The organism is Rhizobium sp. NFACC06-2 (assembly GCF_900101425.1).
GTDB lineage: Bacteria > Pseudomonadota > Alphaproteobacteria > Rhizobiales > Rhizobiaceae > Agrobacterium > Agrobacterium leguminum.
Map to the genome: position 1 here is coordinate 810,173 of NZ_FMVA01000001.1, position 11,625 is coordinate 821,797.

The 11,625-nt window shown below is 56.9% G+C and carries 15 protein-coding genes, 1 tRNA gene, 1 rRNA gene and 2 pseudogenes; 9 read left to right on the forward strand and 10 right to left on the reverse strand.

The genetic code is table 11. The features are described 5' to 3' along the window. Positions 1-7 precede the first annotated feature (7 nt). From ftsZ to F3H58_RS04250, 3 genes and pseudogenes are all read left to right on the forward strand, one after another. Positions 8-1,015, forward strand: coding sequence for a cell division protein FtsZ (ftsZ, locus tag F3H58_RS04240; protein WP_149741302.1), 1,008 nt, complete (start codon positions 8-10; stop codon positions 1,013-1,015). Positions 1,016-1,080: 65 nt separating this feature from the next. Further along, positions 1,081-1,269, forward strand: coding sequence for a hypothetical protein (locus F3H58_RS04245; RefSeq protein WP_149741303.1), 189 nt, complete (start codon positions 1,081-1,083; stop codon positions 1,267-1,269). Further along, a pseudogene (locus F3H58_RS04250) lies at positions 1,269-2,388 on the forward strand (Mu transposase domain-containing protein). The gene F3H58_RS04245 and the pseudogene F3H58_RS04250 overlap by 1 nt, the downstream one beginning before the upstream one ends. A 43-nt stretch (positions 2,389-2,431) precedes the next feature. Here F3H58_RS04250 and F3H58_RS04255 read toward each other — a convergent pair. From F3H58_RS04255 to F3H58_RS27455, 4 genes are all read right to left on the reverse strand, one after another. After that, positions 2,432-2,800, reverse strand: coding sequence for a hypothetical protein (locus F3H58_RS04255; RefSeq protein ID WP_149741304.1), 369 nt, complete (start codon positions 2,798-2,800; stop codon positions 2,432-2,434). A gap of 504 nt (positions 2,801-3,304) precedes the next feature. Further along, complete coding sequence (locus tag F3H58_RS04260; RefSeq protein ID WP_149741305.1) at positions 3,305-3,625, reverse strand: type II toxin-antitoxin system RelE/ParE family toxin; 321 nt, start codon at positions 3,623-3,625, stop codon at positions 3,305-3,307. A gap of 3 nt (positions 3,626-3,628) precedes the next feature. After that, positions 3,629-3,895 (reverse strand): type II toxin-antitoxin system ParD family antitoxin, encoded by a 267-nt coding sequence (locus F3H58_RS04265; RefSeq protein ID WP_149741306.1) that lies wholly within the window; start codon positions 3,893-3,895, stop codon positions 3,629-3,631. A 189-nt stretch (positions 3,896-4,084) separates the two neighbouring features. Beyond that, positions 4,085-4,807, reverse strand: a complete 723-nt coding sequence (locus tag F3H58_RS27455) for a site-specific integrase (protein WP_286169034.1) — start codon at positions 4,805-4,807, stop codon at positions 4,085-4,087. Between the two features lie 42 nt (positions 4,808-4,849). On the opposite strand from F3H58_RS27455, the gene F3H58_RS27800 reads away from it, so the two are divergent. Continuing rightward, the gene (locus F3H58_RS27800; protein WP_286169035.1) at positions 4,850-5,161 is read left to right on the forward strand and encodes a hypothetical protein; all 312 of its coding nucleotides are present in this window, start codon (positions 4,850-4,852) and stop codon (positions 5,159-5,161) included. A 251-nt stretch (positions 5,162-5,412) separates the two neighbouring features. Here F3H58_RS27800 and F3H58_RS04275 read toward each other — a convergent pair whose 3' ends face one another. Then, on the reverse strand, positions 5,413-5,769 hold the full coding sequence (locus F3H58_RS04275) for a hypothetical protein (RefSeq protein ID WP_286169036.1): 357 nt from the start codon (positions 5,767-5,769) through the stop codon (positions 5,413-5,415). Between the two features lie 853 nt (positions 5,770-6,622). Between F3H58_RS04275 and F3H58_RS04280 the strand changes: the two genes are divergently transcribed. Next, positions 6,623-6,961, forward strand: coding sequence for a hypothetical protein (locus F3H58_RS04280; RefSeq protein WP_149741307.1), 339 nt, complete (start codon positions 6,623-6,625; stop codon positions 6,959-6,961). A gap of 250 nt (positions 6,962-7,211) precedes the next feature. Here the strand turns inward: F3H58_RS04280 and F3H58_RS04285 are convergent, their stop codons facing one another. Next, positions 7,212-7,601, reverse strand: a complete 390-nt coding sequence (locus F3H58_RS04285; protein ID WP_149741308.1) for a hypothetical protein — start codon at positions 7,599-7,601, stop codon at positions 7,212-7,214. On the opposite strand from F3H58_RS04285, the gene F3H58_RS27465 reads away from it, so the two are divergent. The 4 genes and pseudogenes from F3H58_RS27465 to F3H58_RS27475 all read left to right on the forward strand — a co-directional run. Further along, positions 7,588-7,923, forward strand: coding sequence for a hypothetical protein (locus tag F3H58_RS27465; protein WP_286169037.1), 336 nt, complete (start codon positions 7,588-7,590; stop codon positions 7,921-7,923). The genes F3H58_RS04285 and F3H58_RS27465 overlap by 14 nt on opposite strands. A 21-nt stretch (positions 7,924-7,944) precedes the next feature. Further along, positions 7,945-8,385 (forward strand): hypothetical protein, encoded by a 441-nt coding sequence (locus F3H58_RS27470; protein WP_286169038.1) that lies wholly within the window; start codon positions 7,945-7,947, stop codon positions 8,383-8,385. Between the two features lie 158 nt (positions 8,386-8,543). Then, entirely contained in the window at positions 8,544-9,407 is an 864-nt protein-coding gene (locus tag F3H58_RS04295; protein ID WP_286169039.1) for a recombinase family protein, read from the forward strand. Positions 9,408-9,481: 74 nt separating this feature from the next. Next, positions 9,482-10,288 (forward strand): annotated as a pseudogene (locus F3H58_RS27475) (recombinase family protein); the annotation flags it as partial. Positions 10,289-10,471: 183 nt separating this feature from the next. On the opposite strand, the gene F3H58_RS27480 reads toward F3H58_RS27475, so the two are convergent. From F3H58_RS27480 to rrf, 4 genes are all read right to left on the reverse strand, one after another. Continuing rightward, the gene (locus F3H58_RS27480) at positions 10,472-10,813 is read right to left on the reverse strand and encodes a hypothetical protein (RefSeq protein WP_286169040.1); all 342 of its coding nucleotides are present in this window, start codon (positions 10,811-10,813) and stop codon (positions 10,472-10,474) included. 240 nt (positions 10,814-11,053) lie between these two features. Further along, entirely contained in the window at positions 11,054-11,209 is a 156-nt protein-coding gene (locus F3H58_RS27485) for a hypothetical protein (RefSeq protein ID WP_286169041.1), read from the reverse strand. 79 nt (positions 11,210-11,288) lie between these two features. Next, positions 11,289-11,365 (reverse strand) — tRNA-Met (locus tag F3H58_RS04305). Between the two features lie 101 nt (positions 11,366-11,466). Further along, positions 11,467-11,581 (reverse strand): 5S ribosomal RNA (gene rrf / locus F3H58_RS04310). Positions 11,582-11,625: the final 44 nt, after the last annotated feature.

The following is an 11,625-nucleotide window of genomic DNA, read 5'->3' on the forward strand; positions in this document are numbered from 1 at the left end:
TCCCACTATGCAACCAACGACTATCGTTTCACCGCCCGGCATAACGCTCCTCAAACCAAGGATTGCCGTCATCGGCGTCGGCGGTGGCGGCGGCAATGCTGTCAACAACATGATCATGCACGATCTCGATGGCGCGGAGTTTATCGTTGCGAACACCGATGCACAGGCTTTGTCCATGTCAAAAGCGCCACGGCTTATCCAGCTTGGCCCGACCGTCACGGAGGGACTTGGCGCCGGATCATTGGCCGATATTGGACAGGCGGCCGCCGAAGAGTCGATTGACGAGATCATGGATCACCTCCACGGAACCCATATGTGTTTCGTGACGGCGGGCATGGGGGGCGGAACGGGAACAGGTGCCGCACCCATTATCGCCCATGCTGCGCGCAAGGCAGGCATACTGACGGTCGGTGTCGTCACCATGCCCTTTACATTCGAAGGTACGCAGCGAATGCGAACGGCGCGGCAGGGGATCGAGCGTCTCAGCGAATGCGCGGACACGGTGATCGTCATCCCCAATCAGAACCTGTTCCGGATTGCCGATGCGAAGACGACCTTCGCGGATGCATTCGAAATGGCAGATCATGTGCTGCATGCCGGGGTCAGTTCCGTCATCGATCTGATCGTCAAGGAAGGACTGATCAATCTCGACTTCGCCGATGTAAGGTCAGTCATGCGTGACATGGGCCGTGCTGTCATGGGCACGGGCGAGGCAACGGGAGACGCCCGCGCCCGACATGCCGCCGAGGCAGCGATTGCCAATCCGCTGTTCGATGAAGCGTCCGTCAGGGGAGCAAAAGGCCTTCTCGTCTCGATCTCCGGCGGACCGGACATGACCCTTTTTGATGTCGACGAAGCGGCAACACGTGTTCGCGAGGAAGTCGATGACGACGCCAATATCGTCGTCGGCGCGACATTCAATGACGCGCTTGAAGGGCGGCTGAGAGTTTCAGTCGTCGCCACAGGTTTGAGGCAACCGGCAGAGGTGATCCGCCTTTCGGAGCGAATGGCGTGATGCTCGCTCATACTTTGGGGCCTGCAAGCGCCGATTTGTAAAATTGATGGTCATGGAGATTTGAAATGTTGAAGCGTTTTCGAGAAAAATGGCGATCGTGGGAAGATGCCGTCCTGGGTATCGACGATCCGCAGGGAGACTATTTCCTCGCGCTGGAAAAACGGTTGGATCGGCTGGAGACCGAAGTGGCTGGATTAAAGGCACAGCCCCACGAGGAGGTAGTGCGGGAAGACGGCGCGGAAAATAAGGGGTGATGGCTGTATCCTTGCACTCATCTACCGGTCGCCCGCGCGGCCTATATCATGTGCAGGGCTGGTCGGTGAAGAAGATCGTTCGGGAACTCCACGTGTCGCGCAACACGGTTCGCAAGATTCTGCGTTCCGACGAGACCGATTTTGCCTATGAACGCGAGCGGCAACCGCTGCCAAGGATCGGAGCCTGGAAGTCTGAGATCGAGCGGTTTCTGGTTGCCAATGAGGGCAAGCCGTCTCGTGAACGGCTAACGCTGATCCGGATTTACGAGGAGGTTCGGGCACTCGGCTACGATGGCAGTTATGACGCGATCTGGCGATATGCCAGGGCCTGGGCGAAGAACCGGGGAGCCGTGACAGCGGAAGCCTATGTGCCCCTCTATTACGCGCCAGGTGAGGCTTACCAGTTCGACTGGAGCCATGAGATCATTCTGATCAACGGCGTGACGACGACCGTGAAGGTCGCGCATGTCCGGCTCTGCCACAGCCGGATGATGTTCGTCCGGGCCTATATGCGCGTGCGGCAGCCTCGTGCATTACGTCGGGCCGTTCGATGGATTCCACTGCGTCCCGGCCTCGGCGCCGAAGACCTGCACGGTCCGCTTCGACAACAACAAATACTCCGTCCTCTCGACGGCAGTCGGCCGCCCTGTCGAGGTTCATGCCTATGCCGAGAAGATCGTCATCAGGCAGGACGGCGTGAACGTCGGTGAGCATCCTCGTTGCTTTGGCCGTGGCGAGACGGTCTACGACCCCTGGCACTACGTCCCTGTCCTGGCTCGTAAACCCGGTGCTTTGCGCAACGGCTCGCCGTTCCGGGAATGGGTCTTGCCCGCCGCGATGGAGAAAGTGCGACGGCGGCTGAAGAGCGCCCATGACGGTGATCGGCAAATGGTCACCATCCTTGGCTGTGTTCCCACCGACGGTCTGGCGGCCGTCGATGCTGCCTGTCAGGAGGCTTTGGATCACGGCGTCTGCTCGGCCTCGGTGATCATCAATATTCTGGCCCGGAGCCGTGATCCTGCCCCGGCCACAACCCTGGAAACCCCGGATGCGTTGCGGCTGACCCATGAGCCGGTCGCCGACTGCGCACGCTATGACAGCCTCAGGAGGGCAAGCTGATGGAACGCACACAGGTTCTCGAATTGATGAGCACGCTGAAGCTCTATGGAATGCGCGACCTGTCCAGCATCTTTTGCACGACCGGGTTCACCCAATATTGGCAGTCGTCAGGTGGGCGCTCACCACATTCCATGTAATCCATAGAGTCACTGGACATTAGGTAGGAATCTTTTAGTCCGAAAATAAGGACAAGGTGATAAATGACGATACGGCGCAGATCCTCGCTGAACGTGTTGAGCCAAACCAATCTGTCTTTGACGTAAACAGCTCCGTCATTCAGTAAAGTGGTATGGAAGAAATTGTAATGCATCTGGCCATTACATCTCTTTCGAAGCTGCTTATAACGCTCGTCAGAATTGATGAGTTTAAAAAGCGTGCCCAACTCTCCGGATTTTTCAATATACTTGGTCATTTCCTCTACGCGAGGGAGCGCCTTCGTCGAACTCCCATGAAGCCAGTCGTTCACGAACGGAACAAACGGCACTTGGGGGGGTACAATGATGTTTAAGCCACAGATTCACATAGACATTGATCGTCGCAGCATCGTGATATTTCCTTAGTAGGGCAAAGGCGTCGTTAATCCGCCCTTTCCCTAAAAGATATGCCATCGATCCCACAGTGCCTTGGATCGACGAGAAGACATAGGTATCTATGTTGGCGAATGCCGTCGTTCCGGTCGTCACTTGCTGAAACACACTCATAGAGAGCGAATCGTAGAACTCGCCATATTGGGCGAGGTTTTCAAAGATCTCATGCTCTCTGTAAGCTTTGTCTGTGATCTGTATCATTAGGGAAATAGAACATATTCAATGCCAACAAGCGAACTCGAAGTGCGTGGAAAAAGAGGTAGGCCCTGAAAGCGCGTCCTGCTATGCGGCGACTGGGGAATTAATCCTATTCGGCAAGGGATGCTGCCCTACAACCGCCCTACCAAAACGTCGTCGCGGATTTCCTGACCGCCATAGAAAACGCCCAGAACCATCACGTAATTGTCTTCAACCGCAAACGCGATACTGACACTTCTTCGATAACCGATGATGCGTAGTCCCGGTATGCGCCCTTCACGAACAGTTCCACGCTTGGGGAAGGTCGAAAGCTCGTTCAGATACGCGCGAATACCGTTCACGTAGTTCCACGCCACCTCCGGCCCTGCCCTCTCATAACTGGCAAGGTCGCCATAGAGCTTTAGCAACTCAGCTTCCGCCTGCTTATGAAGAATGACGGTGTAGCGTTTCATGCGTTAGCGAGCTTTTGCCATATTAGCTTTGTGTTCGGCTTCAATGCGCGCAAAAGCATCGTCAAGCGGCACGCCCTTGGAAGGGTCGGCTTTCAATTCGGCATACCGAGCCGGTATGTCATGATTGAGCCAACGCTCGCGGGCCGCTTCCTGATCTTCAAGCAAACGAAGACCAGCGCGAACAACCTCGCTCGCGTTGTTGTAGCGCCCGGATTCAAGCTGCTTTCGAATGAAAGTCTCGTAATGTTCGTTAAGTGCAAAACTAGCCATGGTATGTGCCTCCTTCCTTCATTATAGGAAGGAAATCCAAAATTAACAACTATTGTTATCTATTAATATACCCCAGCCATTCTAACGCATTGCCAGAATAGCCGGGAAAGGGAGTAATCCCTTATGTTCGCCCGCCAAGTGGGCTGACAAATCGGCAAGCGATTTGTGGCGACACCCGTTCGGGTGCCTTTACCGGGCCGTGGGGCCTCGGTTGTCGTGGAAGGGCGGCGGTTCCGCCGCCCTTGGCACCTTCCGTGCCCGATGGGGCCGCTTGACCTTGCGGGAATTGATAACCGATGCGTCCAAGGTCGTCTTGATGTGCGCCGCGTGGAACTTCTCGATCATTTCGACACTGGTGCAGCAATTTTTGGCAATCGCATAAACATCAGCACCTTCCATCAACCGAATACAAATATAGGTAGGACGAAGACTGTAGGCTGTCCGAGGTTTGCCATCGCGATCCAGCTTGAGGTTCTGATCGTCCAAGAGGTTGTTGAACATCTTGAGGTAATTGCCGGGGAACAGCAGATCGGTAGGCGCCGGCAGCTTCGCCACGGCCTCAACGTCTTTGCCCTCGCCTTTTACGCGTATCGGCTTAAGCCTCTCGCGCAGGCGCTCGTAGGGTTTGACCGCACCCGGCATAGATTTGCACCAACCGATGCCGCACTTGCCACGCACCTCAATTTCAAGGATGCGCTGACGCGACTCTGGGTCCTCGGCAATAGTTACGTCCCGGTGCTGGAGCTGCTTGGCCTCGTCCGGCCGCAGGCCCGTGTTCCCCATGAAGAGCACGAAGTCGTGCAACTGCTCGGCCTCCCACCGGAAGTACGGGTTCTTCGGCTCCTTGGCATTCTGGCGAGTGGCCTCATAGAGCTGCTTGTACTCGGCCGGACTAAACCACGGCCGGTGCATGATCTTCCCTTGCGTCTTGTAGGGCGGCGACAGGTCTGGGAGGTGGCTGAGCCACTTGTGGCGAATGGCGGTTTTCTTCAGGACCTGCCGGAGTGTCCCGACCTAGTCGTGAAGCGTGCTGCGCGCCGGAGGCTTGCCAGTCGTGGACGTGCCGATGCGATGCACCCGGTAGTCCTGAACGGTTCCGGCGTTGATCTCGGAAAGAGCCATCTTGCCGAAGAACGGAATCAGGTGAAGCCGCAGGCGGATGCTGTGCCCTTCAACCCACTTGGGGCTGCGCTCACCTTCGGTGATAATGGCGTATTCCTGCTCGAACTTCTTAGCAGCCTCGGCAAAGGTCGTCTCTGTTTTTGATCAGACCCGCCGCCAGCTTGCCCCGCAAACCCAGATACCAGTCTTCCGCAAAAGCTTTCGCCTGCTCAAGCCCGGTTTCCTTGGTACTGGTGCGATACTGCTGGCCTTTGAGAGACGCGGAACAATGCCATGTGAGGCCCCCGCGCCGGTAGATATTGACCTTGCCACCGAGGATTTCATGACTCGCCATGCCTGCCTGCGCGCTCTTTCCCGTTGTTTCAACCGGATGGAATCACGGCATACGGGCAGTGTCAAACGGGGGGCCGGTTTTGTGCTTGCGTTGTGCTAGGGGTAAAAACGACTTCGGCCTCCACAGGGGAGGCCGACAAAGTCTTGATATTGCGGAACACCGCCATATAATTGCGACCGCTGCGCGGTGCGAGGCCGCAGCGCATCTTCACCCAATTGTCGAACCGGCCATCGGCCAGCAGGTCTGCAGCTTGGGCCAGATGGTCACCGAGCTCAAAAGTCTGCTCCGTGGTGCGGCGCCCGAGGTCGAAGATATGGGCCGCGCTCGTTTCGAGCTGTTCGCGCATCGAGTGCCCGATACCGTTATCTTCGTAGGAATAGGCGGCAGTCGTGGTCGTCCTGGTGGTCTTTGTGCGCATGGAAGTCTCCGTGTGACGCGTTTATAATGTATCCGATGAACAACGCATCGGATGACTATATGATCGCGCCAATATGGACGTAATGCAAATTCAAGCAAAATATCATCTTAGTATATGTTCGATTATAATCTCTGTTTACCTGCCGTTTACAGCGTCTATAGTTGAATATAAACGACTTATTAATCAGTTAATATCAATTTATACGATATTTCTAAAAAATTTTAACTTCATGTTTGATCGATATTATTTCACCGCAAAATCCGGAATCCGGAGCCGGACACCCGACCTCCCACATTTAAGGCCTTCACGAAGTAGTTTGGCCGTCACGGAAACACGCGACGAAGTAAACACGAAGCCAGCGTCTCGCCGTCTAAGGGCTACGCTCGATTTGCGTCCAGAGATGGCACATTCCGCGCGAACGGCTGGGACATATGACACGCGGCCTCGCAGATGGACCGAACGGGAAGTTTTTGGTTCGTCGCGGCCTCATAGTCCGGGATGGAGATGGCCCTGCAGGCGCAAGCGCGGCGCGAAGCAGTCGGCGATTTCCATCAGTTTGCCCACAGGTCGTTTCAACGTGCCCGCACGTCGAGACAAATTGCGCTCATTTGATTCAAGGTCCGATATTTTTGATTCCAAACGCTGGTCATTTGATTCACGGCCGCCGTTTGTCCCTCGCCAACTTATCTCGACCCGTCTCAACGTGCCCGCAATTGATCTCAAATTGCGATCATTTGATTCAGAACCCCAAAAAAATGATTCATAAACCGGGATTTCCGATTCCATGCAAACGGCGTTGCCGCGGTGACAACGGTCTGGCATCGGTAGCCAGAGACCTGACGGGGAAGAGTGCATGCCAGCGAAGTCCGAAGAGATCCGTAACAACAAACAGCGCGAGCGACAGCAGAAGCTGCGCGATGCCGACAGAAAGGCCAAGCGCCCCGGAAGAGACGATGTGGCCCGCACGGCACTGTTCATGTCGATTTCGAGCATGGTGGCGAAGGGGAGCCACGATGCGCTGGAAGCCTTTCGGTCTCTCGTCATCGAGATGCTTGTTCGGCAGGGTTTCGATGAACGCGCATCCCGCACCGTCGTCGATGATCTCGTCGAGAAGTACGCGGACGGCGACTGGCCCTTCCGCCGCAAGCCTCATCTGCTTTTCCCTGACGGTGCCGACGAGGGCGGCGGCTGACCGGTTTCGTTTGTCCTGCCAACCGCGGTTCCAGCGCCGGTCATCCCAACGCTGCCATGGGAACGCCCAACGGCGTTTGCAGTCTTTAAGACACCTCCCCCCATTACTCGGTTAAACGCCGTTTGTCGTGAATCGAATGTTTCGAGCATATTCACGGGGGACGTGGGGGCCGACACCATATCCATAATCGATGGAGAGGTCACGGGGACAACTGTGTTGCGCGTCAGCTACAGTTCAAATAAATATATACTTAACAATGACTTACCGGCGCCTTGGTAGCTGGTAGCGTTTGCCCGCCGATCAACGATTCCGGCCGTGCCATTTCGGGAATTCCTGCAATTTTCGGCAAACTGGCATCGAAAGCCATACAGATAAGGACACTTGAGAAGTGCCGGGCTTTGTGCGCTATTGGCGCCGACAAGTGTTCAACAGGCCAGCCCGCAACGGAAAGGAGGCGCCCATGGTTCACAAAACCCATGTCGACGGCGCCACGATCCAGCCGTCCCGGGACATCGAGTGCAAGGACGATTCCGGTCTCGGAATCTGCACCGGCCGCATGCGCGTGGAAGTTCTCCGCGTGGTTCGCCGTCGCAAGCGACGACGATCCACGACTATAAGGAGATTCCATGTCGAATATCATCCAGCATCCGTCTGCCATCGTTGCGGTTAAAACCCATCACCTCCACGATGTCGACAACGACACCAAATGCCGGCTGCATTCCGGCACAGTGGCCATGGCCTCCATCACGGGTGAGCCGATGTCCCGCGTCCGGGATGCCGTGCGGCTCGTCCGTCATGGCGCTGGCTGGGTAGACCGTCGTCGCGCTCCCGCGATCACGAAGACGCACGACGACGAGATCGAGAGCACCTTGCGATTGCTGGGCTATGCAGGCGAGTGGCACGACATCAAAGGTCGTCCGACCCTTGCGGCATACCTCAAAGCCCGCACGGGCATCCAGTAAAGCCACCCTTGCGTCGTGTTTATGAGAAACCACCGCGTCGCGATCAGTGGCGAGCTGTTTTGCGATGTGACCAATAACGGCCTTATGGTCGATATCGACCGGGCACCCTGGCGGCGCAAGCAGGTGCACCGTTTGTTCGTCCTCACCCACCGTATCCCCGCGACCCATATCCCGTCGAAGACCCCGTCCCGCGTCCAGCCGGCACACCTGACGACCGAGCAAAAACGCCAGGTCAAGGAACTGGATCGCCTGTTTCGCGAAGCCGTCAAAGCGGAGACAGGCGCAATGCGGATCAAGGTGACAGCCACCGAGGTCTTCATTATCCGCCCCGACGACTCCGGCTGGACGTGGTGCGGCGCGCGCGATGGCGTCGTCGACAGCCTTCTCAAGCTTCAGCAGCATGGCTGGATTGGCGGCAACACCGATGCCGCCGCAGCTTACCGCGCCACGATGGGTTACTGACCAGCGCTCAGGAGCGGCTCCTTATCGCGGCAATTATTGCCGCCAGTACCTGCCAACCGCCAGACCATGATGATCTGGCATCGCTGCGGGGGCTCTCAATCTCCCCGCCGCCGGTTACCATGTCCCCCGACCTCGCCCATTCGAACGGAGATCACTCCATGACCAAGAACGTTCTGTTCTACGCACGCCATTCTACCGGATACCATGACCATGCCTGCCTCGAAACGAGGCTCTACTACGGGCACCGCTTCATCAAGGAGAAAGGCTGGACCTTCGTAAAGTCCTATGCTGACGAGGACATCGGCGAAGTCGTCTTCATGGCGCAGCCCGGCGTGCGCAAGCTTTTCGCCCATATCGAGCGCGAGACGGTCGATATCGTCCTCTGCCACACGCTGGACCGGTTGTGCTCGCGATTTGATATCGCCAGCCGACTGTTGAGCGAACTCGCTCGCAAGGGCATCGAACTCTGGGTCGCCGATCCCTGTGAGCGTATCACCGCCCGGAACCTGTCCGATTACTATATCGATGACCGGAGCAAGATGTTTGCCATCGGCAGCCACGTTGCCCAGGTGCCCGATGACCTGCGCGAGGAGAAACACTTCGCGCCCCTTCCATTCGGCTATCGTTATGCCGGCGCCTGCAATGCGGACGGCCAGCGCATCTTCGGTTTCAAGGTCGTCGATCCGGTCGCCGCCGATGTCATCAGGCGTATTTTCGGTATGTATGCCGAGGGGAAGGCACCGTCAAAGATCGCTGCTCTTCTTAATGTGGAAGGCGTGGCCGGTCCCCGCGGCAGTATCTGGCGCGACGCTGCGATCCGCGGCAACCGCGCCAGCGGAACCGGGATCCTCAACAATCCGGCTTACATCGGCGCGTGTAAACAACCGGGCGGCGATGACTACGATTACGTATCGGCACTGCGCATCGTCAGCGATGACCTCTGGGACCGCGTGAAGGATCGCCAGGATGCCGCCACTGAACGTGCTGGAGGATTGGCAGGGCGCCGCAGGCAGCAGAGCTGAGCACGCTACAAAGGATCTGGCCGGCGATGCCGGCCAGTGTTCACGAAGACATTGATGAATATGGAATTCCGCAAATGGCCAAGAATGTTCTGTTTTATGCCCGCTACTCTACCGACCGCCAGAATGAGGTCTCGATCGAGACGCAGATTGAGCTATGCGAAGCCTTCGTCAAACAGAAGGGCTGGAACCTCGTTGCAACCTATTCAGATTCCGCTGTCAGCGGCATGAGCTTTATGTTGCGCCCCGGTATTCAGCGACTTTTGGCGCATGTGAAGCGTGAACGCATCGACGTCGTGCTGTGCGTCACCGTCGATCGCCTGTCGCGCGATGTCGAGCACAGCGCCAGGATCCTCAAAGACCTGAACTACCAGAACACCGAGATCTGGACTGTTCATGCCAGTCAGGCGATCACGAAGCTGGAACTGCATTTCCGGGCGACGCTGAGCGACGAACTGGTCGACCAGATCCGCTACCGGACGCGCGAAGGAATGAAGACGGCGGTCAAGAAAGGCAAGGCATCAACGTGCCTCGCCTATGGATACAAACTGTCCCAGCAGCGTGACGCCAATGGCGACCGCATTAAGGGTCAGCGGGATATCGATCCGGTCAAGGCGGAGATCGTGAGACGAATCTTCAAAATGTATGCCGATGGTATCTCTCCGCGCGACATCGCCCATATCCTGAACAATGAAGGTATCATCGGACCACGGGGCGCCGCCTGGCGCGATACTGCCATCCGCGGCTCCAAAACAGTCGGAACCGGCATCCTCAACAATCCGAGCTACATTGGCCGCATTGTCTGGAATAAGCGGCAGTACCGTAAAAACCCTGACACGGAGCGGCGCACTGCCCGGATGAACGATGCCGATCAATGGGTCTGGGCAGACGTACCGACAATGCGTATCGTCAGCGACGATCTCTGGGAGCGCGTTCGTGCTCGCGACGCCGAGATCGGCGACCTCTATCAAAACGCCAGGACCAACCGCCTGAACGCAACACATCGGCCGGAATATTTGTTGAGCCGGATGCTGGAATGCGCCGAATGCGGCGGCCCCTACGCGATTTCAGGCAAGGATCGCTATAGCTGCACGAACCGCAAGAAGCGCCTCCCGATCGATGAACTCGACGGCGCCTGCTGCGGCAACAGCAAGACCATCACCCGCCACGAACTTGAGGAACGCGTCCTCAACTGCATTCCCACGGCCTTCTATTCGCTCGATATTTTCGACCGGATTTCGCAGAAGATGGTCGCCCATGAGGTCAGCAAACTGAAGAGCGCCCCCTCCCGCAAGAAGCAGTTGACCGACGAGTTGGCTGTTATCAAGTCGAAGCAGACCAGCCTGATGCAGCAGATCCAGGATCGTCAAGCCGAGAACCGCCCGCGCCTCGCCATCCTCGACGATCAACTCGATGAGCTGGAGGTCACGCGTGAGAAGCTGCTCATCGAACTTGCCGCGAGTGACGAGCCCGTGGAGGATTTTCAGGAGAAGATTGCCAAGTTGAAGGCGCAGTTCAATCCAGAGAATACCAAGATTGCCATCCGCAAGCTTCTCTTCCTCGCCCGCACCAATGCCGACGAACAGGCCAAGCGCCGGCTGATGCCGATCGTGCGCGATCTGATCCAGACGGTGGTGATCGGGAAGACACTAGGCCACCAGCCGGCAAGCCTGCAGGTGCATGGCGACATCGCTAACATCATGGCGTCGATGGACGTGATCGACATCATGCAGCAGCAGTTCGTGGCGGCCGCCCAGAACGACCTGATGTCCCGCATCGCTTCGGGCGAGATCGACACCGAGCACAAAAAGAAAAAACTCCTCGAGGCTTACTCTGAGGAGCTTTTGCGGAGGTTTCCCGAGTGGGAGAATTTACAAATGTCGGTGGTTGCGGGGGCAGGATTTGAACCTGCGGCCTTCAGGTTATGAGCCTGACGAGCTACCGGGCTGCTCCACCCCGCGTTGAATGGTTTTATTATAGCATAAAGGCCGCATTTGCGGCCTTTTGATTTGGGCTTTTTTGCCCTTTAGTGATTGAGAAGATTTTGAGTTGCGTTTTGCAGACCTGGCAGCGACCTACTCTCCCGCGTCTTGAGACGAAGTACCATTGGCGCTGGGGCGTTTCACGGCCGTGTTCGGAATGGGAACGGGTGCAGCCGCCCCGCGATAACCACCAGGTCGGCAAAACGCAACATATGATCCATGCGTTTCGCATGGATCAT

What these genes read in the sequence shown, in the direction of transcription:
- F3H58_RS04280 (WP_149741307.1), top strand. Translation starts at nt 6,623, where the DNA reads ATGCCAGCGAAGTCCGAAGAGATCCGTAACAACAAACAGCGCGAGCGA.
- F3H58_RS04255 (WP_149741304.1), bottom strand. Translation starts at nt 2,800, where the DNA reads ATGACCAAGTATATTGAAAAATCCGGAGAGTTGGGCACGCTTTTTAAA.
- F3H58_RS04245 (WP_149741303.1), top strand. Translation starts at nt 1,081, where the DNA reads ATGTTGAAGCGTTTTCGAGAAAAATGGCGATCGTGGGAAGATGCCGTC.
- F3H58_RS04285 (WP_149741308.1), bottom strand. Translation starts at nt 7,601, where the DNA reads ATGATATTCGACATGGAATCTCCTTATAGTCGTGGATCGTCGTCGCTT.
- F3H58_RS04260 (WP_149741305.1), bottom strand. Translation starts at nt 3,625, where the DNA reads ATGAAACGCTACACCGTCATTCTTCATAAGCAGGCGGAAGCTGAGTTG.
- F3H58_RS04265 (WP_149741306.1), bottom strand. Translation starts at nt 3,895, where the DNA reads ATGGCTAGTTTTGCACTTAACGAACATTACGAGACTTTCATTCGAAAG.
- F3H58_RS04295 (WP_286169039.1), top strand. Translation starts at nt 8,544, where the DNA reads ATGACCAAGAACGTTCTGTTCTACGCACGCCATTCTACCGGATACCAT.
- F3H58_RS27470 (WP_286169038.1), top strand. Translation starts at nt 7,945, where the DNA reads ATGAGAAACCACCGCGTCGCGATCAGTGGCGAGCTGTTTTGCGATGTG.
- F3H58_RS27455 (WP_286169034.1), bottom strand. Translation starts at nt 4,807, where the DNA reads ATGCACCGGCCGTGGTTTAGTCCGGCCGAGTACAAGCAGCTCTATGAG.
- ftsZ (WP_149741302.1), top strand. Translation starts at nt 8, where the DNA reads ATGCAACCAACGACTATCGTTTCACCGCCCGGCATAACGCTCCTCAAA.
- F3H58_RS04275 (WP_286169036.1), bottom strand. Translation starts at nt 5,769, where the DNA reads ATGCGCACAAAGACCACCAGGACGACCACGACTGCCGCCTATTCCTAC.
- F3H58_RS27465 (WP_286169037.1), top strand. Translation starts at nt 7,588, where the DNA reads ATGTCGAATATCATCCAGCATCCGTCTGCCATCGTTGCGGTTAAAACC.